Here is a 22180-nt window from a genome sequence, read left to right as displayed (position 1 = left end):
ACCGGTGGTCCTACGGTTGCGTGGCGGCGACCAGTTCGACCTCGTACCCCTGCTCGTCGGTGAGGTAGCCGGCGTAGCTGTCCGGGCCACCGGCGTGCGGGTGACGGTCGGCGAAGAGCAGCGTCCAGCCGTGGGCCGGTGCGGCAGCCACCAGCCGGTCCACCGCGTCCGGCGGACCGGCGTGGAACGCCAGGTGGTTGAGGCCTGGGGCGAGCCGGTCGTGGATCCGCCCGGACAGCGCCGGGGACTCCTCCATGACCAGGTACGTCGGGCCGTGCCGCCAGGACCGACCGGCCGGCCAGTCCTGGTACGGCGTCCAGCCGAGCGCACCGAGCAGCCAGCCCCAGCTCCGCTGCGCGGCGGCCAGGTCGGGCACCCAGACCTCGACGTGGTGCAGCCCGCCCGTGCTCAGCGCTTGCCGCCCGGCACCCATAGCACATCGCCGCCCGGATTGGCCGTTCTTGACAGGATGAACAGCAGGTCGGAGAGGCGGTTGAGATACTTTGCCGGAAGGGAGCTGGTGCGATCCGGATCGTGGGCGACCAGGGCCCAGGCCGTCCGTTCGGCGCGCCGGGCGATCGTCCGTGCCACGTGCAGCAGTGCCGCGCCTGCGGTGCCGCCGGGGAGGATGAAGGAGTCGAGCTTGCCCAGTCGCCCGTTGTACTCGTCGCACCAGCCTTCGAGGCGTTCGACGTACTCCTCGGTGACCCGCAGCGGCGGGTACGCCGGGTCCGGCTCGACGGGGGTGGCCAGGTCGGCGCCGACGTCGAACAGGTCGTTCTGGATCGACTCCAGCACGGCCCGCAGCCCGTCGTCGAGCTGCCCCAGGGCGAGCGCCACGCCGAGCGCGGCGTTGCACTCGTCGACATCCGCGTACGCGGCGATCCGGGGATCGGTCTTCGGCACCTGCTCGTTGTTGCTCAGCCTGGTCATGCCGGCGTCGCCGGCCTTGGTGTAGATGCGCGTGAGGTGGACGGCCATGACGCACAGCCTACGGATACCGGACCTGACGATCCCGGCCCGGCCGGCCCCGACCGGGTGGCCGATGGGGGTGGGGCCGGGTGACGCCGGTGACCCGGCGGTCGACGACGTCGAGGTGATCCGGGTCGGCGGGGACGCCCGGCTGGCCGGCACGGTGCACGTCGTCGGGGCGAAGAACTCGGCGTTGAAGCTGATGGCGGCGGCGCTGCTGGCACCGGGACGGACGGTCATCACGAACGTCCCCCGGATCACCGACATCGCCATCATGGGCGAGGTGCTGCGCCGGCTCGGCTGCCTGGTGCGGTTCGAGGCGGACGACCCGGTGGACCCGATGGTCGGCCACGGTGGGCAGGCCCGGTCCCGGTCGGTCGTCATCGACGTACCCGAACAGCCCGGTGCGGACGCCGACTACGACCTGGTACGGCGACTGCGGGCGTCGATCTGCGTGCTGGGCCCGTTGCTGGCCCGCCGGGGGTACGTGCGGGTGGCGCATCCGGGCGGGGACGCGATCGGTTCCCGGGGCCTGGACATGCACATCGCCGGCCTGGCCCGGATGGGCGCGGACGTCTCCGGGGAGCACGGTTTCGTCATCGCCGCCGCCCCGGACGGCCTGCGGGGTGCCGAGATCGTGCTGGACTTCCCCAGCGTGGGGGCCACCGAGAACCTGGTGATGGCGGCGGTGCTGGCCCGGGGGGTCACCGTGATCGACAACGCGGCCCGGGAGCCGGAGATCGTCGACCTCTGCACCATGCTCAACCGGATGGGCGCCCGGATCTCCGGCTGCGGCAGCTCCACCCTGCGTATCGCCGGGGTGCCTGCGCTGCACCCGGTGCGCCACGCCACGGTGGGGGACCGGATCGTGGCCGGCACCTGGGCGTTCGGTGCGGCGATGACCCGGGGGGACGTGACGGTCACCGGGATCGACCCGGCCTGTCTGGAGGTCGCGCTGGACAAGTTGGTGTCGGCCGGCGCGCTGGTGGAGACCCGGGGCGACGCCTTCCGGGTACGCGCCGACGACCGGCCCACCGCCGTCGACGTGGTCACCCTGCCCTACCCGGGTTTCGCCACCGATCTGCTGCCGATGGCGATCGGGCTGGCGGCGGTCAGCGACGGGGCGTCGCTGATCACCGAGAACATCTTCGACGGCCGGTTCATGTTCGCCAACGAGATGACCCGGCTCGGCGCCGACATCAAGACCGACGGCCACCACGCGGTGGTACGGGGTCGGGACCGGCTCTCCGGCGCCCCGGTACGCGCCACCGACATCCGGGCCGGTGCCGGGCTGATCATCGCCGGGCTCTGCGCGGACGGAGTCACCGAGGTCTCGCACGTGCACCACGTGGACCGGGGCTACCCGGACTTCGTGGCCGACCTGCGGGCGCTCGGCGTGAAGGTGGAACGCGGCACCGCCCCGGAGGCCCCGGAGCTGACCATCTGACCCCGCACCACCTGACCCGCGCTGACCTGCCGCCCGAGCTCGCCCTGCCCCGGTCGGGGGCTTAGCGGTCGTTCAGGCTCGCCGACTAGGGTGCTGGCAGACACTCAATCGCAGCGAGGGAGAAGCAGATGGCGGGTCGACTCGCGGTCGTCGGGGCCGGGCTGATGGGTTCCGGCATCGCCCAGGTGGCGGCGCAGGCCGGGTGGCAGGTGACCATGCGGGACGTGGACGACGCGGCCACCACCCGAGGGCTGGACGGCATCCGGAAGTCGCTGGCGAAGTTCGCCGAGAAGGGCAAGATCGACCCGTCCGAGGTCGAGGCGACCCTGGCCCGGATCACCCCGACCACCGAGCTGGAGGCGGCGGCCGACGCGGACATCGTGGTGGAGGCGGTCTTCGAGAAGATCGAGATCAAGCACGAGGTGTTCCGTGCGTTGGACAAGGTCTGCAAGTCCGACGCGGTGCTCGCGACCAACACCTCGGCCATTCCGGTGACCCAGATCGCCACGGCCACCGAGCGGCCGGAGTCGGTGGTGGGCACCCACTTCTTCTCCCCGGTGCCGATGATGAAGCTCTGCGAGCTGGTCCGTGGCTACAAGACCAGCGATGCGACGCTCGCCACGGCGAAGGCGTTCGCCGAGGAGATCGGCAAGACGGTGGTGGTGGTCAACCGGGACATCGCCGGTTTCGTCACCACCCGGCTGATCTGCGCGCTGGCCATGGAGGCGGTCAAGCTGGTCGAGTCCGGGGTGATGTCGGCCGAGGACCTGGACACCGCCTGCAAGCTGGGCTTCGGTCACGCCATGGGCCCGCTGGCCACGGTCGACCTGACCGGCGTGGACGTCCTGCTGAACGCCACGAAGAACATCTACACCGACACCGCCGACGAGAAGTTCTTCCCGCCGGAGCTGCTCCAGCGGATGGCCACCGCCGGTGACCTGGGCCGCAAGACCGGCCAGGGCTTCTACTCCTACTGATCCCGGGGCACACGGTCGCCGATACTGCGGTCTCCCGTCGACGGGCACCGCAGTATCGGCACAACCGCGTCGATCACGCTGGCCGGGGTGGCGGATCAGCCGTCGCGCTTGGTGGTCCAGCGGAAGGTGGTCAGGCAGAGGACCAGGCCGATCACGCACCACAGGGCGAGGACCAGGGCGACCCGGCCCAGCTCGAAGGAACCGCCGGGTTCCTGGGCGCCGAAGCTCTCCGGCAGGAACACCGCGCGCAGGCCCTGGCACATCCACTTCAGCGGGAAGAGCGCGGCCACCTGCTGCATCCAGCTGGGCAGGTCGGTGAAGACGAAGAACACCCCGGAGATGAACTGGAGCACCAGGGAGACCGGGGTGACCACGGCGGAGCCGCTGCGTGCGGTGCGGGCCAGCGACGAGATGGCGATGCCGCACAGGGTGCAGGCGGTCACCCCGAGCACGGCGACCCAGCCGAAGGTGAACCACTTGGCGGCGGTGGCCGGCAGGTCGAGGTCGAACAGCGCCACGGCGACCGCCAGCAGCAGCGCGGTCTCGGCGACGCCGATCGCCACCACCATGATCACTTTGCCGGCGAACCAGACCCACTTGGGCATCGGGGTGCCGCGGTAGCGCTTGAGCACGCCCCGGTCCCGTTCGATCGGGATCCAGATGCCGAGGTTCTGGAAGCTCACCGTCATCAGGCCGGTCGCGATCATGCCGGTGATGAAGTACTGGGTGAACTTCACCCCGCCGCCGATCGTCCCGTCGAAGATCGACGCGAAGATCAGGATCATGATGATCGGGAAGCCCATCGTGAACACGACGGACTCCCGGCTGCGCAGGAACTGGGTGATCTCCAACCGGCCCTGGCGCAGGGCGAGTGCGCCCGGCCCGAGCCGTCGACTGCCGGCGGCGACCGGGTTCCCCGGCCTGGTGGTGGTCGTCATCAGTGTCCGATCATGCTCAGGTAGACGTCTTCCAGGGTCGGCCGGGTCACGGTCAGGCCGGGCACCTCGCCACCGAAACGCGCGGCCAGCTCCGCCACCAGCGCCGTTGGCGTCGCGCTCTGCGCCGTCTCCGGCGTCCCGTCCGGCGTACGCCAGGAGACCGTCGCCAGGGCGTCCTGCCGGTTGCCGAGCAGGTTCGGCGGGGCCACCTCGATCACCCGGCCGGCGGCGATCACCCCGACCCGGTCGGCGAGCGACTCGGCCTCGTCCAGGTAGTGGGTGGTGAGCACGATGGTGGTACCGGCGGCGGCGAGGTCCCGGATCAGCTCCCAGAACTCGCGCCGCGCCTCCGGGTCGAAACCGGTGGTGGGCTCGTCGAGGAAGAGCAGCTCGGGGCGGCCGATGATGCCCAGCGCCACGTCGAGCCGTCGCTTCTGCCCGCCGGAGAGGGTGTGCGTGCGGGCGTTGGCCTTGGCACCCAGCCCCACCCGCTCGACGACCCTGTCCGGGTCGTCCGCCTCGGGATAGAAGCCGGAGAAGTGCCGCACCACCTCGGCCACGGTCAGCTCGTCGAACTCGCCGGTGCCCTGGAGCACGATGCCGACCCGGGAACGCCAGTCGGCCGCCCCGCGTCGGGGCGTACGTGACGATCCCACCCGCGATCCCCGCGGTCTCGACCCGAGGACGAGCCCGGGATCGCTGCCGAGCACGCTCACCTCACCGGCGTCGCGCTGCCGGTAGCCCTCCAGGATCTCCACCGTGGTCGTCTTGCCCGCGCCGTTGGGGCCGAGCAGGGCGAACACCTCGCCCCGGCGGACGTCGAGGTCCACCCCCGCCACCGCGACGTTGTCGCCGTACGCCTTACGCAGTCCCCGTACGGAGATCGCGAGCTCGTCTTCCATGGCGTCCAGTGTGCGACCAGGCCGTCCGGCGCGGCGGTCCGGGGTGTGCCGGTGCCGGTCGGGGCGCGTCGCGGCGGCCCGCTCGCGCCCGGTGCGGACCGGTGAGGTGCTGCCCGGCCGGGCGTGGCCGGCCGGGCCAGGGAGGTCCGGCGGTGCGAGGGATATTCGGCCGTGCCGGGCATGGTCGCCGGGGCCGGGGCCGGGGCGTGTGGCCCCGGCCCCGATGGCGGTCGGTCAGCGGCGCTGGTAGGTCATGCAGTCGGCCAGGTCGTTGTCGGGGCCGACGGTGATCGCCGGGGCGCGGCACTCCAGCTCGGCGTTGTGCTGGCAGTCGGCCCGGCTGCACGCGCCGACCTGGGCGATCAGCCGGTCGAGGCCGCCACGTACCGGAAGCTCCACGAAGGTGTGGCAGTGGGCATGGTCGGTGCTGCCGATGGTGATGGCGAACGCGTGGCAGTCGTTGGTGTGGTTGTACGCGCAGGACGAGGCCGCGCACTCCTGAACCCGGGGCATTTCCAGCGCTGCGGTCATGACAACCTCACTTTCGGTAGATATGCCACAAATGATAGGCATCGTTCCGGCGGGCGCGGGCCGTTCCACCACTGATCCCCCCGTAGGAAGCCACCCCACGGTGCCCGCGCCCCCAACGCCCCCGCCCCCGCCCCGCCCCGCCCCGCCCCGCCCCGCCCCGCCCCGCCCCGCCCCGCCCCGCCCTTTTGCCCCGGTGATCAAGAGAATTGCGGCAGGGAGAGCGCTCTCGATGACGCAAACCTCTTGATCACCGGGGCGGCCCACCGGGGCGGCCCAGCGGGGCGGCTCGGCGGGGGCCGGCTGGGTGGGTCGGGGTGGGTGGGGGTGGGTTGGCGGGTCTGCGGTCGACCGGTTGGGGGCGTTGCATCTGGTCTGGATGTCCGGTTTGGTGCGGTCGGGGCGTCACCGGTGTCCGGTGTGGGGGCGACCGGGTGGGGGTGTCCCGTGACCGGCGGCACCCCTGCGGCGGAATGCTGGCCGGCCAGCGGTCGTTACACCCTCTGTACGACCGCAGCAGCACCCCGCCCGGCCAGCCCGGAAGTGGGTGGGCGCCCCGGAATGATGCGGGGCCCCCGGTCGTTACATCTGGTTCCGGCATGGGCGGCAGGCCCCACCGGAGACCGACGACTTCTCCCTCATGAGCGCCTCGTCGTGGTGCTTACGCCCCCTCCGCCGGTTCCGCCGGTGTTCCGGTCCCCCGACCGGTCCGGGGGGCGTCGACCCCCTCGAAGGAGCATCCCCCATGAAGACCACCATTCTGCGTAAGAGTGTCCTCGGTATCGCCGGTCTGGCCGTCGCCGGTGGTCTGGCCGCCGGCCCGCTGAACCACGGCACCGCCGAGTCGACCGCCACCGACCACACCGTGGCCGTGGTACAGGCCGACAAGCCGGCCGTGGACAAGGGCAAGCTGATCCCGCACGGCGTGCAGGGCGAGCAGTCCCGCATCGACCTGGGCGACGAGCAGACCGGCAACGTCAAGGCGATCATCGCCGCGACGAAGAAGGCCAGCATGGACGAACGCGCCGCCGTGGTGTCCATCGCCACCGCCCTGCAGGAGTCGAAGCTGGAGAACCTGGGCCACCTGGGCGACCGCAACGACCACGACTCGCAGGGTCTGTTCCAGCAGCGCCCGTCCTCCGGTTGGGGCACGGTGGAGCAGATCACCGACCCCGAGTACGCCACCCTGGCGTTCCTCAAGGGCCTCAAGCAGGTCGACGGCTGGCAGGACATGCCCCTGACCAAGGCCGCCCAGACGGTCCAGGTGTCGGCGTACCCCGACCACTACGCCCAGTGGGAAACCCAGGCCGCCGACCTCGTCGCCCAGCACTGGAACAGCTGACCCGCGTACGACACGATGGCCGGCACCCCGCCCGGGGTGCCGGCCATCGGCGTGTGCGGCGGCGGGTCAGACCCGGTAGCCGGCGGCGCGGGCCGCCTCGCGGTCCCGGCGTCGCTCCCGGCGTCGCCGCAGGAACCAGATCACGAACGCCACCATGCCCAGCAGGAACGCCAGCACCAGCACCGGCAGGATGATCGCCACCAGGGACATCAGCACGCTGGTCGCGTCTTCGGCGGTGCTGGCCACCGGTGCGCCGAAGCCCGCCGTGGTCGCGTTGACCACCGGCCTGGCCGCTGCTTTGAACAGGTGTACGCCGAGCGCGATGGCGACCCCGGCGGCCACCGGCACCCACTGGTGGGACGAGAAGAACCCGCCCGGGTCGCTGACCGTCACCGTCTCGGAGCCCGAACCGGCGCCGAAGGCGAGCCCGCCGGCGGTGGGCCGGACCACCGTCTGCACGACGTCGTTGACGTGGTCGACCACGGGCACCTTGTCGGCGACGACCTCGACCGCGAGCAGTGCGGCGAGGATCGCCAGTACCCACCCGTTGCCCAGCCACTGCCAGCCGCTGGGCAGGTCGATCAGGCTGGTGTAGCGGGCGAGCAGACCCATGGTGAGCAGGGGGATGTAGGCGTTGAGGCCCGCCGAGGCGGCGAGACCGGTACCGGTGAGGACTTCGAGCACCATCTCAGCATCGCACCGGCACGCCAGTGCCGCGCGACGGTGACCGGCCGGTCCTCGGCTACCCTCGTCGGGTGCGTCTGGTGATTGCGAAGTGCTCGGTGGACTACGTCGGACGGCTCTCGGCGCACCTGCCGCTGGCCACCCGCCTACTCATGGTGAAGGCGGACGGGTCGGTGTCGATCCACGCCGACGACCGGGCGTACAAGCCGTTGAACTGGATGAGTCCGCCCTGTCGGCTGGAGGAGGCCCCCGGCGTGTGGCGGGTGGTCAACAAGGCCGGCGAGGAGTTGCGGATCAACCTGACGGAGATCTTCCAGGACACCTCGTACGAGCTGGGCGTCGACCCGGGGCTGCGCAAGGACGGCGTCGAGGCGCACCTGCAGGAGTTGCTGGCCGCCAACCCGGAGACGCTGGGGGAGGGCTTCACCCTGGTCCGGCGGGAGTACATGACCGCGATCGGCCCGGTCGACCTGCTCTGCCGGGACGCCAACTCCGGCGCGGTCGCCGTCGAGGTGAAGCGGCGTGGCGACATCGACGGCGTCGAGCAGCTCACCCGCTACCTCGAACTGATGAACCGGGACCCGCTGCTCGCCCCGGTGGCCGGTGTGTTCGCCGCTCAGGAGATCAAGCCGCAGGCCCGGGTCCTCGCCACCGACCGGGGCATCCGCTGCGTGGTCGTCGACTACGACCGGCTGCGGGGCATCGTGCGCGACGAGCTGACCCTGTTCTGACTGTGAGGCTGGCGTCGGCGCGCTGCGGGCACCACCGCCCCGCCGGGCACGCGGCCCGGTGGCCAGCACCCCCGTACCCCGTGCGGCCCGGCACCGCCCGTGCGGCTGGCGTTGCGCTGTGCGGCCCGGCACCGCCCGTGCGGTCGGTCAGCGGCGGCCGTAGAGCGCCTTGGCGACCTTGACGAGGCGGGCCACGTCGGTCGGGGTCCGCTCGAAGGTCATCGAGGGCAGCAACGACCGGGCCCGCCGTCGGGTGACCGACTTGGCCCGCCCGAACTCGCGCAGCCCGTCCTCGCCGTGGATCCGGCCGAAGCCCGAGTCGCCCACCCCGCCGAACGGCAGCGTGGACATCCCGGCGAAGGTGAGCGCCGAGTTGACCGACGCCATCCCCGACCGCAGCCGCCGGGCGATCGCCACCGCGTCACGCCGACCGAACACCGAACCCCCCAGGCCGTACGGCAGGGCGTTGGCCCGGCGTACGGCCTCGTCGGCGTCGGCGACCCGGCTGATGGTCACGGTCGGGCCGAACGTCTCCTCGCGGATGGCCGAGGCGGACTCGGGGACGTCCACCAGCACCGTCGGATGTACGTACGGCGGCTGGACGGCGGCGGGGCCACCCAGCACCGCCCGCCCCCCGGCGGCGATGGCCTCGTCGATGTGCCGGCGGATCACGTCGAGCTGGCTCGGCATGGTGATCGGGCCGAGGTCGGCGGAGTCCGCGCCGACGGTCAGCCGTCCGGCGCGGGCGACCACCCGGGCGACGAACTCGTCGTAGACCGGTGCCACCGCGTAGACCCGTTCGATGCCGATGCAGGTCTGGCCGGCATTGGTGAGCGCGCCCCAGACGCAGGCGTCGGCGGCGGCGTCCAGGTCGGCGTCGGCGTCCACGATCATCGCGTCCTTGCCGCCGGCCTCCAGCAGCACCGGGGTCAGCGACTCGGCGCAGGCCGCCATCACCGCACGGGCGGTCGCCGTGGAGCCGGTGAACGCCACCTTGTCGACGCCCGAGCGGCACAGTGCCGCGCCGACGTCGCCCAGGCCGTGCACCGCCGTGAACACCGGCTGCTCCGGCACCACCTCGGCGAACGCGTCGACCAGCCACTGACCGGCCACCGGGGTGTACTCGCTGGGCTTGAGCACCACCGCGTTGCCGGCGGCCAGCGCGTACGCGGCGGAGCCGACCGGGGTGAAGACCGGGTAGTTCCACGGGCCGATCACCCCGACCACGCCGTGCGGCTGGTATTCCAGGTGGCCGGAGAACTCGGCCAGGATCAACCGGGACCGGACCCGGCGCGGCCCCAGCACCCGGCGGGCGTTGCGGGCCGCCCAGTCGATGTGCTCGATGGCGGTGAGGATCTCGACGACCGCGTCACCGACCGGTTTGCCGCCCTCGACGTGGAGCAGTTCGGCCAGTTCCTCGATCCGCTGGGCGAGCAGGGCCCGCCAGCGCAGCAGGCGCGTCCGGCGGCCGTCGAAGCCGAGCCCGGCCCACCACTGCCCGGCCGTGCGGGCGCGGTCGACCGCGCGCTGCACCTCCTCGGCGGTGGCGACCGGCAGCCTGCCGGCTTCCGCGCCGGTGGCCGGGCTGGTCGAAACCAACTGACCATCGGTGACTACCGGGGTACCCGGGACCTGTACAGCCGTCATGGCGGAAGTCTAGACCCGGAAGCTACCAGCTGGTAGTTGTGAGTGCTGCTCGTCTATTGCTTCCGCCGCCGCCTGTTCGGTGGACGGTCGATGTCCGCCAGGGGTCGCGGAGGTGGCCGGGCGGGTGGTGAGCTGGTCACGCGGAGCTGGCAGGCTGGGCGCGAGGCGACGGCGGATGGGGAGCTGACTGTCCATGCAGGATCATCCGGAACTGATGCCGCTGTTGACGGTGGCCGGCGGGCCGATGCGGGGGGCGAGTTTCCGCGTCCGGCCCCGACCGCAGGTGATCGGCCGGGCGCCGGACGTCGACATCCCGGTGGCGGACGCGCACCTGAGCCGGCGGCACGCCGAGGTGCGGCTGACCGAGGACGGGGTGGTCCTGGTCGACCTGGGGTCGACCAACGGCACCTGGCTCAACGACCAGCGGATCACCGACGCCGAGCCGCTCACCGACGGCGACGTGATCCGGCTGGGCCGTACCGAGCTGCGCTACTTCGACCCCGGGCTGGCCACCACCGACCCGGTCGGCCTGAGCTTCACCGGGGGCCTCGGCGGCCGTCGGGACCACCGGCCCACGCTGCCGCTGCCGCCGCGTGCCCCCGGCCCGGCCGACGCCGTGGCCGGTCGCCCCGTCGCCGCGGTACGTGGCGTCGACACCTGACCGCGGGGACACGGCCGACCGCCGGGGCTTCCGCCGCCGGGCCGGCCTGACCGGTTGCCGCCTCGGGTTCGACGGCGCTACCCCGGCCGGTGCGACGGCGCGGCCCTGACTGGTGCGACGGCCCTGACTGGTGCGACGGCGCGGACTGGTGCGACGGCATGGCCGTGACTGGTGCGATGGCGTGGCCGTGACTGGTGCGGCGGCGTGGCCCGATGGGTTCGACGACGCGGCCCCGATGGGTTCGACGACGCGGCCCGGCCGGTGCGGCGGGGCAGCCCCGGCCGGGTGCGGGAAATCTCCCAGGGCGTCGCGACGGCGCACCGCCGCGTGGCACACTCCGACGGATAACCTTAGCGTTCGTTCATGTGCGCAGCGTCCGTCCGTGTCGGCGGCGGCGGAGTCAACCAGGGGAGGCCGGTCGTGGCGCGGGAGTTCACCAGGGTGGGCGTGGTCGGTCTGGGCACCATGGGTGCCGGCATCGTCGAGGTGTTCGCCCGCAACGGTGTCGACGTGGTCGCGGTGGAGATCTCCGAGCCGGCCCTGGCGCGGGGTCGGGCCACCCTCGCGCGGTCGACCGACCGGGCGGTGGCCAAGGGCAAGCTGGCCGAGAACGACCGGGACGCCCTGCACTCCCGGGTCGACTTCCAGGTCGGGCTGGAGGCGCTGCACGCGGTGGATCTGGTGGTCGAGGCGGTGCCCGAACACCTCGACCTGAAGCGACGGCTCTTCGCCGAGCTGGACCGGATCTGCCAGCCCGACACCATCCTGGCCACCAACACCTCCTCGCTGAGCGTCACCGACATCGCCGTCGCCACCGACCGGCCCCAGCAGGTCGTCGGCCTGCACTTCTTCAATCCGGCGCCGGTGATGAAGCTGGTCGAGGTGGTTCGCACGGTGGTCACCGCCGCCGACGTGGTCGACGACGTCGAGGCGCTCTGCGCCCGGCTCGGCAAGGTCGACGTCACGATCAGCGACCGGGCCGGCTTCATCGCCAACGCCCTGCTGTTCGGCTACCTCAACCAGGCGGTCAGCATGGTCGAGGCCCGGTACGCCACCCGGGAGGACATCGACCTCGCGATGAAGCTCGGTTGCGGCCTGCCGATGGGCCCGCTCGCCCTGCTGGACCTGATCGGCCTGGACACCGCGTACGAGATCCTCAACACCATGTACCGGCACGGCGGACGGGACCGGCGGCACGCCCCGACACCGCTGATCAGGCAGATGGTCACCGCCGGGTTGCTCGGGCGCAAGTCCGGACGCGGCTTCTACACCTATGACAAACCGGGCTCTCCGAAGGTCGTACCCGACGGGCAGACGCCGGCCCCGACGCGGACGGCGCCCGACAGCGCGCCGGTGACCACGGTCGGCGTGGTCGGGGCGGGGGCGCTGGCGGCCGGCCTCGTCGAGGTCTTCGCCCGGGCCGGCTACCCGGTGCTCTCGGTGGACGGCGACACCGGCTCGTCGGCCGGGATCTCCGGCGCGGTCCGGAGCGCGCTCGACGAGGACGTGGCCCGGGGCGAGCTCGACGCGGCCGACCACGAGGCGACCCTGGCCCGGATCACCTGGTCGGCCACCCTGGAACAGCTCGCCGACGTCGACCTGGTGGTCGAGGCGGTGGCCGAGGAGTCGAGCGTCAAACAGGCCCTGTTCGCCCGCCTTGACGAGGTCTGCAAGCCGGGCGTGCTGCTCGCCACCACCACCTCGTCGCTGCCGGTGATCGAGGTGGCGATGGCCACCCAGCGTCCGGCCGACGTGCTCGGCCTGCACTTCCCCGACCCGGCGGCGAGGCGACCGCTCGTCGAGGTGGTACGCACCATCCGTACCTCGGCGGAGGCCACCGCCACCGCCACCGCGGTCTGCGCCGCGCTCGGCCGGACCACGGTGGTCTGTGGCGACCGGGCCGGCTTCGTGGTCGACGCGCTGCTCCTGCCCTACCTGAACGACGCGGTGCGGATGCTGGAGGCGGGCTACGCCTCCGTCGACGACATCGACCACGCGATGAAGCTCGGCTGCGGGTACCCGACGGGCCCGTTCGAGGTGCTCGACGCGATCGGCCTGGACGTGGCGCTGGCGGGCCAGCGGGCGGTATACCGGGAGCAGCGCGAGCCGGGCCTCGCCCCCGCGCCGCTGCTGGAACACCTGGTCACCGCCGGTCACCTGGGTCACCGGTCCGGCCAGGGCTTCCGGGACCACTCCGGGCACTGACCGGGGCGACGGTCGGCCACCCGCCGCTGATCCGGACCGCCGCACCGCTGTCGGGCCGGGCGGCGTACCTCACCGCGCAGCAGCCCGGGAACTGACCGTAACCTTGGCAAGGTGAGCCCCCGTCGCAACCGTCCCCGCCGCGAGGACACCACCCAGTTGGACGCCGGCCGGGCCCGCCACGGCGTGGAATCGGTGCAGCAGTGGCGCGACGGCGAGTGGCAGGTACGCGGGATCAGCGGCGGGGCGTCGGTCAAGACGTACCGCTGCCCCGGATGTGACCAGGAGATCCGACCCGGGGTGGCGCACCTGGTGGCCTGGCCGGCCGACGGCGCGGGCGACCTGACCGACCGGCGGCACTGGCACAGCGGCTGTTGGCGGGCCCGGGACCGGCGGGGGCCCAACCTGCTGCGCGGCCGGGGCGCACCCCGCTACGGCTGACCGGCCCGGCCGACGAGGTGCTGCCCGCCGGCCGGCGGATTCCGGTGGGCGGCGGCCGGTGGGGCCGGTCGGGCGATCCTGGTCACCCCGGTTGCGCCCCGGGCGCGCGGCGGCGACGACTTCGCGGCAGACTTGGGCGGTGAGCACACCGATCCGCGCGTCGTCGATCCTGCCCGGCCACCGGGAGGACATCGAGCTGCACACCGCCGACGGCCTGCGCCTCGTCGGCGAGCTGGCCCGCCCGGCCGACCGGGACCCGGTGGGCACCCTGGTCTGCCTGCACCCGCTGCCCACCCACGGCGGGATGATGGACAGCCACGTCTTCCGCAAGGCGGCCTGGCGGTTGCCCGCCCTGGCCGACCTGGCGGTGCTCCGGTTCAACACCCGGGGCACCAGCAGCGTCCGGGGCACCAGCGAGGGGGCCTTCGACAACGCGGTGGGCGAGCGCTTCGACGTCGCCGCCGCGATCGAGTACGCCGAGTTCCACGAGCTGCCGAACGTCTGGCTGGTGGGCTGGTCGTTCGGCACCGACCTGACCCTCAAGTACGGCTGCGACCCGGCGGTGGCCGGGGCGATCCTGCTCTCCCCGCCGTTGCGTTTTTCGAACCCCGCGGACCTGGCCGTCTGGGCGGAGTCGGGCCGGCCGCTGACCGCGCTGGTGCCCGAGTTCGACGACTACCTGCGCCCCGACGAGGCTCGGGAACGCTTCGCGGCGGTGCCGCAGGCCGAGGTGGTCGGGGTGCCCGGGGCCAAGCACCTCTGGGTGGGCGACGCCGAGCGGGTGCTCGACGAGATCGTCCGGCGGGTGAACCCGGCGGTGCCGCTGCCGCTGCCGACAAGCTGGGACGGCCCGATGGAGACCGGCGACGTCAGCGCGTACGCCGACCGCACGGTGGCCGCCTTCGCCGACACCCCCGTGCCGGGTCCCGCCGCCGGCTGAGGCCCGCCCCACCCCTCCTGCCGCCCGCTCCGCCCCACCCCTCCCGCCGCCCTGCCCCTCCCGCTGCCCGCTCCGCCTTCCCCTGACCGCGCGCGACGGTCCAAGATCGTGCTCGATCCATGTTGTAGTGGCCTCCTGGCCGGAGGAGCCCACTACAACATTGTTGTTGTGGCCGGAACCCGGCGGGTTGGGCATGGGGGTTGTCCGGGTGGGGCGGGCCGGGGTGGGCTTGGTCAGCGGCGTTCCTGGCGGGGGAGCACCACCTCGCGCAGGATCAGTTGGAGGGCGGCCACCACCGGGATGGCGATCAACGCGCCGACCACACCCATCAGCGCCACCCCGAGCAGTGCGGCGAGCAGGGCGGCCACCTCGTTGACCTCCACCGACCTTCGCATGATCTTGGGGTAGATGAGGTAGTTCTCCACCTGCTGGTAGAGCACGAAGAAGACCACGCAGGCGATGCCGACCGGCAGCCCGGTGGCGAACCCGACCAGGCTCACGATCACCGCGCCGAGGGTGGCCCCGATCTGCGGGATCAGGTCGGTCACCGCCACCACCACGGCCAGCGCGAACGGGTAGGGCAGCTCGACGACCAGGGCGAAGACGAAGGTGGTCGCGCCGGCCAGCACGGCGATGCTCAGCGCCCCTACCATGTACGCGCCGACCTTGGTCAGGATCTCGTCGCCGATCAGGCTGACCCGTTGCCGGCGGGACCTCGGCACCAGCGCGTACCCGAGGTCGCGCAGTTTGTCGAAGTAGGCCAGGAAGTAGATCGTCAGCACCAGCACGGTGAGCACCCGGAAGAGGGTGCCGAAGATCAACTGGGCGCCGCCGAGGACCCCGCCGAGCGCCCGACCGACGGTGTCGGCGTTGGCCAGCTCCTGCACCCGCTGCATCACGTCGTACCGCACCACCAGGTCGTTGACGGTACGGTTGCGGCGTAGCTCCTCGACATAGCTGGGTAGTTGTTCGATGAACTGCCCGGTCTGGGTCACCACCGGCGGCACCAACGCCACCAGCCCCGCGATGATCAGCAGCACCAGGGTCAGCACCACCACCGTCACGGCCAGGCCGTGCGGCAGCCCCCAACGGCGCAGCCGCACCACCGCCGGGTTGAGCCCCACCGCCAGAAAGAGCGCGATCACCACCAGCACCAGGATCCCGCTGGCATTGCGGATGCCCAGGAACACGGTGTACGCCAGCAGCACGCCGAGCGCGCCGGTGAAGCCGACCAGGAAGCTGCTGCGGCGCAGTGGCCGGCCGGGCCGACCGAACCGTCCCGAACCGGTGGCGACCGACCCGGGTTCCCCCGGCTCGACCTGCTCCGTCGCGGCACCCGCCGCTGCCTTCGCCCTGACGGCGGTGCCGGTGTCCTCGGCGGTGGTGGGGTCTTCGGTGGGGTCGGAAGCTGTGCGGGAGTCGGCGACCGGCCCGGTGCTCGCCGCGCCGGCCAGGGCGGTGGACGACGCCCCGCCCGTGATCTGGTCCGTCGTACCGGTGCGGTCCGCCGCCGGTACAGCCCTCGAACGGTCCGCGGCCGGTGCCACCCCCGAACGGTCCGACGTTCCGCCGGCAGGGGTGTCGTCCCCGGTCACGTCGTCGCGTGCCGGGTCGTGCTGTGCCACCGAGCCTCCCCAGTTCCGCCCCGGCGCTGCTCACCGGAGTGGATCACCATGCCCGTCCGGTGAACACCTACCGTACGGGCCTCCGCCCGCAGGGTAGTGGGGTCCGGTACCGCCAGCCACCCCGGGTCACCCGGCAGCGCACCTACGGTTCGCAGTCACCCGGTTCGCGATCGGCCGGTTCGTGGTCGCGCGGGTCGTGGTCACTCGGACTCGACGGTCACCGTGCTCGGGGTGGCGCTGCGCTCGTCGGTGGTCGGCTTGGTGGGTCGCTTGCCGTTCTCACCGGTACTGGTGATCTTTGTCGGGGTGGCCTCCCGACCGGCGGTGCCGGGGACCGCGGCGACGGTCGGTTCGCCGTCCACCCCGGCGCTGGCCGTCCCACCGTCCACCGTGGTCACCGGCTCCGCCTTGGGCTTCGTACCCGTGCCATCCGGTCGGGTGCCGTTGACGGCCGGGGCACCCGCCGGCTTCGTGACCGCCACGGCCGAATCCGGCCTGCCACCGGCACCCACCGGCTCCGGTGCCGGCTCGCCGGTGCCGGGGGTCGGCTTCGGCTTCGTGCCGTTGCCGCGTACGCCAGTCCCGGGTCGGTCGCCGTCCGGTGACGGTGCCACCGCGTCGGGGCCCACCGGCGTCGCGGCGTGCATCCGGAGCGCGGTGACGTCCCGCTGCACCTCGTCGTGTTCCTGCCGCGCCTGCCAGGTTTCCTGACGCAGGTCGGCGAGCTGCTGCTGAGCCTGGGCGATCTCCAACATCACCCGGGCGAGCTGCTGCCGGCCGGCCGCCGCCTCCTGCTGGGTGGTGGCGAGGTGCTGCTGGGTGGTGGCGAGGTGCTGCTGGGTGGTGGCCGCGTACTCGTCGAACTGCCGACGCGAGGCGGCGACGTGCTCGTCTGCCTGGCGACGCTTGTCGGCGCTCTCCCGTTCGGCCCGGTCGAGCAACTCGGCGGTCTCCTGCTCGACCCGCCGACGTAGCTCGCCGGTCTCCTGCTCGGCCTGCCGGCGCAGCGTCGCCGCGTCCGCCTCGGCGGAGCGGCGGATCTCCGCCGCGCCCTGCTCGATCTCGTCACGCCGGGCGGCCCACTCCCGCTCCAGCTCCTCCTGCCGGGTCCGGTGCTGCTGCTCCAGCTCGTTGTGCCGGGTCTGGTGCTTGCGGTCCAGCTCGTCGCGGCGCTTGGCGAACTCCTGCTCGGCGGCGGCGCGACGCTGGGTCAGCTCCCGGTCGGCGGCCTCCCGCCGGCCGTTGACCTCCTGCTCCACCCCCGCGCGCCAGGCACCCAGCTCCTGCTGCGTCTGGGCGCGGGACTGCTGCACGTACGCCTCGGTCTCGGTGCGCATCCGCTGCACGTACGCCTCGGCCTCGGCCCGGCTGCGCTGCGCCGCCTCGGTCGCCTCGGTGGTCAGCCGGTGCGCCTCCTGCTGGGACCGGGTCCGGGTCGCCTTCGCCGCCCCCTCGGCGTCGTCGGTGACCTGCTTGGCCTCCTGGAGCGCCTTGGCACGGGTGGCCCGGCTGGCCTCGGTGGCCGACTCGGTGAGCCGCCGGGCCTCCTGCTGCGCCTTGGTGTGCACCTCCTTGGCGGCCTCACGCAGGTCGGTGGCCTCCTTCTGGGCCGTGGCCAGCGCCGCCTTGGCCGCCTCACGCAGCTTCGCGGCCTCCTGCTGGGCCCGGGTGTGGATCTCCCGAGCGGTGTCGCGCAGCTGGGTGGCCTCCTGCTGGGCGCGGCTCAGGGCCTCCTGGGCGGTGGCCCGCAGCCGGTTCGACTCGTCCTCGGCGGTGGCCCGCAGCAGAGTCGACTCGTCCTTGGCGGTGGCCCGCAGCCGGGCGGCCTCCTCCTTCGCCGTACGCACGGCGGCGTCCGCCTCGGCTTTGCGGGCCGTGGTGTGCCGTTCCTCCTCGGCACGCCGCGCGGCGAGGGCGATCTCGAAGTCCTTGAGCGCCCGGGCGGCCTGCTCACGGGCCTCGTCGATGATGTGTTCGGCGGCGGCCCGGCGGGCCTCGATCTCCTCGTTGGCGGCGGCCAGGATGGCGTCCGCCTGCTCCTCGGCGAGGGCGAGGATCTGCTCGACCCGGGGGCCGAGGTGCTTGAAGGAGGCCCGGTCCACCACGCCGATCTGCTTGCGCACCTGGGCGAGATCCCGCTGGAGATGCTCGACCTGGCCGGCCAGCTTGTGGATCTGGGTGTACGCCTGCTCCCGCTCACCCGTCAGGGTGGTGATCTCGTGCTCCGCACGAGCGACGTACCGGTCGACCTGTCGTTTGTCGTATCCACGCAGGGCGGACTCGAAGCTGGGCTCCGTCGTCACGTCCCCGCCGAGAGCGAACAGTTCCTCGCCGTGCGACATGCCCCCATCCTCACACGCATCCTGCCCTCCGGGGGCGATACGGACGCCGCTGTGGGGAGCTGTTTCACTGTGGTCGCGCGACAGGGTGTCACAGGGCCGGAACGCGTACGGCGCGGGGGTCCACCGGTTACCCGGTGTCATCCCGCGCCGTGACACATGCCCCGTCGGTGCAGCCGGTCAGCTGGCGGTCTCCGCGGTGGCCCGCGAGTCGGCGTCGGCCTTTGCCGGCTCCGACTTGGCCGGCGCGGCGGCCGGCTGCTGGGCCGGTACGCCCGGCACGATCCCGGCCAGGCCGGAGAGCATCTGACCGAGCTGCGAGGTGACCGCGTCCTTCTGGCGGGTGAGGTCCTCCACCTCGCGGCGGGCCGCCTGGGTGGTCAGGTCCGCCTCGGTGCGCGCCTCGGTGAGCAGCCGCTTCGCTTCGGCCTTGGCCTCGTTGAGGGTCTTCTCGGACAGCGCCTTGGCTTTGTCGACGGTCTCGTTGGCGGTGCGCTCGGACTCGACCCGGCGGGCCTCGGCGCGCTGCTCGATCTCCTTGGCCCGCTCCTGGGCGGCCCGGGCCCGCTGCTCAGCCTCGCCGACCAGCTTCTGGGTCTGCGCCACCTGGGCGGCGTGCCGCTCGGACTCCTCGCGCTCGGCCTTCTCCCGGCGCTCGGCGAGCTGGAGCTCCAGGGCCTGGAGGTCCTTGTCCCGCTTGTCACGGGCGTCGGTGAGCAGCTTCGTCGCCTCGGCGCGCTTCTCCTCGGCCTCCCGGGCGGCCTTCGCCCGCTGCTGGGTGATCTCCCGCTCGGCGGTGGCGCGCAGGGTGGCGACTTCCCGCTCGACGGTCGACTTCAGCTCGGCCACCTCGTGCGCGGTGACCGTACGCAGCTGCTTGGTCTCCCGGTCGGCGTCGGCGCGCAGCGTGTCGGCCTCCCGGCGGGCCTGCACCCGGGCCTCGGCGGCCTCCCGCTCGGCGGCGGTACGGACGGTGCCGGCCTCCCGCTCGGCGGTGGCCTTCATCGCGGCGGCTTCGGCGCGCGCCTTGTCGGTGATCTCCCGCGCCTCCAGCCGGGCAGCGGAGAGGATCCCTTCCGACTCGCGCTTGGCCTCGTTGCGGTGGTCGTTGGCCTGCTCCTCGGCCAGCCGGAGGATCTGCTCGACCCGGGTACCGAGACCGGAGAGGGTCGGCCGGCTGTTCTCCTCGAGCTGCTTGTTGGTGTCGGTGAGCTTCTGCTCGAGCGCGGCCTGCCGCTGCTCGGCCTGGCGAAGTCGACGCTGGGCGTCGTTCATCCGCTGCTCGGCCTCGGCGCGGGCCTGCTCCGACTGGGTCAGCGCGGCCGTCATCCGGCCGAGAAAGTCGTCGACCTGGTGGGTGTTGTAGCCGCGTAGGCCGACCGTGAAGTCCGGCTGCGAGTTCGCGTTATCGAAGAACGCGAGAGGGGAGGACTGCTGCTGGGGCATTGGGACATACTTGCAGACCCCCCGGGGTCGTTCGCAAGAGCGGTGCCGAGCTTTCGTGTCCTCTTTACAGGGTCCACCGGGTCGTCCCGTCGGCCCCGCCCAAACGGCGATCTTGGCAGGTCCGGGCGGACCCGCCGTCACGCGAAGTAACGAAACTGAGGCCCCGCCCCCGCCCCCGGCGCCCTTTCCACCACCCCCAATTGGCAAGCCACCGCAATACGCCCACCACCCCCGCCCAAAACCCAATCCCACCCCACTCCACCCCACCACCCCTCCCACCCACACCCCCAACCGCCCTGGCCCACCCGGCCCACCCGGCCAGGCCCCGGTGATCAAGAGGTTTAGGTCACTTTGATCTTCAGATCTGACGCAAACCTCTTGATCACCGGGGCGAGGCAGGGCGGGGCGGGGCAGGGCCGGGTGGGGCGGGGTGGGGTGGGGTGGGGGAGCGGGGGCGGGGGCGGGGTGGGGAGTGAGGGGGTGGGGTCAGTGGGGGGTGGTGGCGGGTTGGACGAGTTCGACGAGGACGCCACCGGCGGCCTTGGGGTGGACGAAGTTGACCCGGGAGTTGGCGGTGCCGCGCTTCGGGGTGTCGTAGAGCAGTCGTACGCCACGTTCGCGCAGGGTCGCACAGGCCACGTCGATGTCGGCGACCGTGTACGCCACCTGCTGCACCCCGGGTCCGTTGCGGTCGAGGAACTTGGCGATGGTCGACTCCGGCGACAACGGGGCGAGCAGCTGCACGCAGCCGCCCTCGGCGGTCGGGCCGACGGCCAGCATCGCTTCGCGTACCCCCTGCTCGGTGTTGGTCTCCTGGTGTATGCAGCGCATCCCGAAGGTGCGCTGATAGAAGTCGATCGCGGCGTCGAGGTCGGCGACCGCGACCCCGACGTGATCGATACGGAGCAGCCCGATGTCTGTGACGTAGTCGGCAGCGGGCTCGACGGAGGAGTTTTCAGCCATGCCGCTAGTCTGGCCGAACAGGCGTTAAGGCGTACAGGTTGGTACCCCCCTCGGAGGCAGGCAGTGGCATCGGTGATCGTCAGCGGCGCGCGGACCCCGATGGGCCGGCTGCTGGGCAACCTCAAGGACCTCCCGGCGACGAAGCTCGGCGGCATCGCGATCAAGGCGGCGCTGGAGCGCGCCGGGGTGGCCCCGGACCAGGTGCAGTACGTGATCATGGGTCAGGTGCTCCAGGCCGGTGCGGGGCAGATCCCGGCCCGGCAGGCGGCGGTGGAGGCGGGCGTCCCGATGTCGGTGCCGGCGCTGACCATCAACAAGGTGTGCCTCTCCGGCCTGGATGCGATCGCCCTGGCCGACCAGCTCATCCGGGCCGGCGAGTTCGACATCGTGGTGGCCGGTGGCATGGAGTCGATGACCAACGCCCCGCACCTGCTGCTCGGCCAGCGCGCCGGTTACAAGTACGGCGACGTGACGGTCAAGGACCACATGGCCCACGACGGGCTCAGCGACGCCTGGGACTGCTGCTCGATGGGGGAGTCCACCGAGCGGCTCGGCGGACGGCACGGGATCACCCGCGAGGAGCAGGACGCGTTCGCGGCGGCCAGCCACCAGCGGGCCGCCGCCGCGCAGAAGAACGGTCACTTCGCCGACGAGATCACCCCGGTGGTCATCCCGCAGCGCAAGGGCGACCCGCTGGTGATCAGCGAGGACGAGGGCATCCGCCCGGACACCACCGTCGAGTCGCTGGCGAAGTTGCGCCCGGCGTTCGCCAAGGACGGCACGATCACGGCCGGCACCTCGTCGCCGATCTCGGACGGCGCGGCGGCCGTGGTGGTGATGAGCAAAGCCAAGGCGAACGAGTTGGGCCTGACCTGGTTGGCCGAGATCGGCGCGCACGGCAACGTGGCCGGCCCGGACAACTCCCTGCACTCGCAGCCGTCGAACGCCATCCAGCACGCCCTGAAGAAGGGCGGCCTGAGCGTCGAGGACCTCGACCTCATCGAGATCAACGAGGCGTTCGCCCAGGTCGGCATCCAGTCCACGCGGGACCTCGGCGTCAGCACCGACAAGGTCAACGTCAACGGTGGGGCGATCGCGCTCGGCCACCCGATCGGCATGTCCGGGGCCCGGCTGGTGCTCACCCTCGCGCTGGAACTCCAGCGCCGTGGTGGTGGCACCGGCGCGGCGGCGCTGTGCGGCGGCGGTGGCCAGGGTGACGCCCTGATCATCCACGTACCCGCCGACACCGGGAACTGACCGGCCGTCGGGCCGGATGGCGCGGAGCGTGGTCGCGGGTCCGGGTCGGTGCGGCGAAGACAACGGTCGGGGGCGGGAACTTCCCAGCTCACGGTCGTCGGGCGAGGTGGGCGTGTGAGTGCGAGGAGTGAGTGGGGT

At 72.4% G+C, this 22180-nt stretch carries 20 protein-coding genes; 9 read left to right on the top strand and 11 right to left on the bottom strand.

What is annotated here, in order from left to right; genetic code table 11:
• Positions 1–10: 10 nt before the first annotated feature.
• A complete protein-coding gene (locus AB0C22_RS12890) occupies positions 11–433 on the bottom strand; it encodes a VOC family protein (RefSeq protein ID WP_208568413.1) in 423 nt (140 codons plus the stop codon).
• On the bottom strand, positions 409–981 hold the full coding sequence (locus AB0C22_RS12885; RefSeq protein WP_208568414.1) for a cob(I)yrinic acid a,c-diamide adenosyltransferase: 573 nt from the start codon (positions 979–981) through the stop codon (positions 409–411). The genes AB0C22_RS12890 and AB0C22_RS12885 overlap by 25 nt, the downstream gene beginning before the upstream one ends.
• On the opposite strand from AB0C22_RS12885, the gene murA reads away from it, so the two are divergent.
• Both murA and AB0C22_RS12875 read left to right on the top strand, forming a co-directional pair.
• Positions 980–2419: a UDP-N-acetylglucosamine 1-carboxyvinyltransferase gene (gene murA, locus AB0C22_RS12880; protein WP_219464436.1), complete on the top strand. Its 1440-nt coding sequence runs from the start codon at positions 980–982 to the stop codon at positions 2417–2419. The two genes, AB0C22_RS12885 and murA, sit on opposite strands and share 2 nt — an antisense overlap.
• 128 nt (positions 2420–2547) lie before the next feature.
• Positions 2548–3396 (top strand): 3-hydroxyacyl-CoA dehydrogenase family protein, encoded by an 849-nt coding sequence (locus AB0C22_RS12875; protein ID WP_219464435.1) that lies wholly within the window; start codon positions 2548–2550, stop codon positions 3394–3396.
• A 95-nt stretch (positions 3397–3491) separates the two neighbouring features.
• Here AB0C22_RS12875 and AB0C22_RS12870 read toward each other — a convergent pair whose 3' ends face one another.
• The 3 genes from AB0C22_RS12870 to AB0C22_RS12860 form a co-directional block, all read right to left on the bottom strand.
• A complete protein-coding gene (locus tag AB0C22_RS12870) occupies positions 3492–4334 on the bottom strand; it encodes an ABC transporter permease (protein WP_219464434.1) in 843 nt (280 codons plus the stop codon).
• Positions 4334–5236, bottom strand: a complete 903-nt coding sequence (locus AB0C22_RS12865; protein ID WP_219464433.1) for an ABC transporter ATP-binding protein — start codon at positions 5234–5236, stop codon at positions 4334–4336. The genes AB0C22_RS12870 and AB0C22_RS12865 overlap by 1 nt, the downstream gene beginning before the upstream one ends.
• A gap of 234 nt (positions 5237–5470) precedes the next feature.
• Positions 5471–5767, bottom strand: coding sequence for a DUF1540 domain-containing protein (locus AB0C22_RS12860; RefSeq protein WP_208568419.1), 297 nt, complete (start codon positions 5765–5767; stop codon positions 5471–5473).
• Between the two features lie 742 nt (positions 5768–6509).
• Between AB0C22_RS12860 and AB0C22_RS12855 the strand changes: the two genes are divergently transcribed.
• Complete coding sequence (locus tag AB0C22_RS12855) at positions 6510–7106, top strand: hypothetical protein (RefSeq protein ID WP_219464432.1); 597 nt, start codon at positions 6510–6512, stop codon at positions 7104–7106.
• A gap of 66 nt (positions 7107–7172) precedes the next feature.
• Here the strand turns inward: AB0C22_RS12855 and AB0C22_RS12850 are convergent, their stop codons facing one another.
• Entirely contained in the window at positions 7173–7790 is a 618-nt protein-coding gene (locus AB0C22_RS12850; RefSeq protein ID WP_357535267.1) for a DUF4126 domain-containing protein, read from the bottom strand.
• 71 nt (positions 7791–7861) lie between these two features.
• Here AB0C22_RS12850 and nucS point away from each other — a divergent pair, with 71 nt between their 5' ends.
• Positions 7862–8521, top strand: coding sequence for an endonuclease NucS (gene nucS / locus AB0C22_RS12845; RefSeq protein WP_091250735.1), 660 nt, complete (start codon positions 7862–7864; stop codon positions 8519–8521).
• A 147-nt stretch (positions 8522–8668) separates the two neighbouring features.
• Here nucS and AB0C22_RS12840 read toward each other — a convergent pair whose 3' ends face one another.
• A complete protein-coding gene (locus AB0C22_RS12840; protein WP_219464430.1) occupies positions 8669–10168 on the bottom strand; it encodes an aldehyde dehydrogenase family protein in 1500 nt (499 codons plus the stop codon).
• 193 nt (positions 10169–10361) lie between these two features.
• Between AB0C22_RS12840 and AB0C22_RS12835 the strand changes: the two genes are divergently transcribed.
• The 4 genes from AB0C22_RS12835 to AB0C22_RS12820 all read left to right on the top strand — a co-directional run bounded on the left by AB0C22_RS12835 (position 10362) and on the right by AB0C22_RS12820 (position 14412).
• Positions 10362–10829, top strand: coding sequence for an FHA domain-containing protein (locus AB0C22_RS12835; protein ID WP_357534986.1), 468 nt, complete (start codon positions 10362–10364; stop codon positions 10827–10829).
• A gap of 420 nt (positions 10830–11249) precedes the next feature.
• Entirely contained in the window at positions 11250–13034 is a 1785-nt protein-coding gene (locus tag AB0C22_RS12830) for a 3-hydroxybutyryl-CoA dehydrogenase (RefSeq protein WP_219470323.1), read from the top strand.
• 111 nt (positions 13035–13145) lie between these two features.
• Positions 13146–13472 (top strand): hypothetical protein, encoded by a 327-nt coding sequence (locus AB0C22_RS12825; RefSeq protein ID WP_219464428.1) that lies wholly within the window; start codon positions 13146–13148, stop codon positions 13470–13472.
• Between the two features lie 139 nt (positions 13473–13611).
• Entirely contained in the window at positions 13612–14412 is an 801-nt protein-coding gene (locus tag AB0C22_RS12820) for an alpha/beta hydrolase (protein WP_219464427.1), read from the top strand.
• Between the two features lie 233 nt (positions 14413–14645).
• Here the strand turns inward: AB0C22_RS12820 and AB0C22_RS12815 are convergent, their stop codons facing one another.
• From AB0C22_RS12815 to mce, 4 genes are all read right to left on the bottom strand, one after another.
• Positions 14646–16037, bottom strand: coding sequence for an AI-2E family transporter (locus AB0C22_RS12815; protein WP_357534984.1), 1392 nt, complete (start codon positions 16035–16037; stop codon positions 14646–14648).
• Positions 16038–16237: 200 nt separating this feature from the next.
• The gene (locus AB0C22_RS12810) at positions 16238–18379 is read right to left on the bottom strand and encodes a hypothetical protein (RefSeq protein ID WP_357534982.1); all 2142 of its coding nucleotides are present in this window, start codon (positions 18377–18379) and stop codon (positions 16238–16240) included.
• Between the two features lie 177 nt (positions 18380–18556).
• Positions 18557–19822, bottom strand: coding sequence for a DivIVA domain-containing protein (locus AB0C22_RS12805; RefSeq protein WP_219464425.1), 1266 nt, complete (start codon positions 19820–19822; stop codon positions 18557–18559).
• A 486-nt stretch (positions 19823–20308) separates the two neighbouring features.
• Positions 20309–20785 (bottom strand): methylmalonyl-CoA epimerase, encoded by a 477-nt coding sequence (mce, locus tag AB0C22_RS12800; protein WP_357534980.1) that lies wholly within the window; start codon positions 20783–20785, stop codon positions 20309–20311.
• A gap of 63 nt (positions 20786–20848) precedes the next feature.
• Here mce and AB0C22_RS12795 point away from each other — a divergent pair, with 63 nt between their 5' ends.
• The gene (locus AB0C22_RS12795; protein ID WP_208568429.1) at positions 20849–22042 is read left to right on the top strand and encodes an acetyl-CoA C-acetyltransferase; all 1194 of its coding nucleotides are present in this window, start codon (positions 20849–20851) and stop codon (positions 22040–22042) included.
• Positions 22043–22180 lie beyond the last annotated feature (138 nt).

It is taken from the genome of Micromonospora sp. NPDC048894, from assembly GCF_040649765.1.
Lineage (GTDB): Bacteria > Actinomycetota > Actinomycetes > Mycobacteriales > Micromonosporaceae > Micromonospora > Micromonospora antibiotica.
The sequence above is the reverse complement of the archived record's forward strand: the minus strand, read 5'-3'. Positions and strand labels throughout refer to the sequence as shown.

Coding starts and splice junctions, on each gene's coding strand:
- AB0C22_RS12890 (WP_208568413.1), bottom strand. CDS start 433: ATGGGTGCCGGGCGGCAAGCGCTGAGCACGGGCGGGCTGCACCACGTC.
- murA (WP_219464436.1), top strand. CDS start 980: ATGACGCACAGCCTACGGATACCGGACCTGACGATCCCGGCCCGGCCG.
- AB0C22_RS12885 (WP_208568414.1), bottom strand. CDS start 981: ATGGCCGTCCACCTCACGCGCATCTACACCAAGGCCGGCGACGCCGGC.
- AB0C22_RS12875 (WP_219464435.1), top strand. CDS start 2,548: ATGGCGGGTCGACTCGCGGTCGTCGGGGCCGGGCTGATGGGTTCCGGC.
- AB0C22_RS12870 (WP_219464434.1), bottom strand. CDS start 4,334: ATGACGACCACCACCAGGCCGGGGAACCCGGTCGCCGCCGGCAGTCGA.
- AB0C22_RS12865 (WP_219464433.1), bottom strand. CDS start 5,236: ATGGAAGACGAGCTCGCGATCTCCGTACGGGGACTGCGTAAGGCGTAC.
- AB0C22_RS12860 (WP_208568419.1), bottom strand. CDS start 5,767: ATGACCGCAGCGCTGGAAATGCCCCGGGTTCAGGAGTGCGCGGCCTCG.
- AB0C22_RS12855 (WP_219464432.1), top strand. CDS start 6,510: ATGAAGACCACCATTCTGCGTAAGAGTGTCCTCGGTATCGCCGGTCTG.
- AB0C22_RS12840 (WP_219464430.1), bottom strand. CDS start 10,168: ATGACGGCTGTACAGGTCCCGGGTACCCCGGTAGTCACCGATGGTCAG.
- AB0C22_RS12835 (WP_357534986.1), top strand. CDS start 10,362: ATGCAGGATCATCCGGAACTGATGCCGCTGTTGACGGTGGCCGGCGGG.
- AB0C22_RS12810 (WP_357534982.1), bottom strand. CDS start 18,379: ATGTCGCACGGCGAGGAACTGTTCGCTCTCGGCGGGGACGTGACGACG.
- AB0C22_RS12805 (WP_219464425.1), bottom strand. CDS start 19,822: ATGCCCCAGCAGCAGTCCTCCCCTCTCGCGTTCTTCGATAACGCGAAC.
- mce (WP_357534980.1), bottom strand. CDS start 20,785: ATGGCTGAAAACTCCTCCGTCGAGCCCGCTGCCGACTACGTCACAGAC.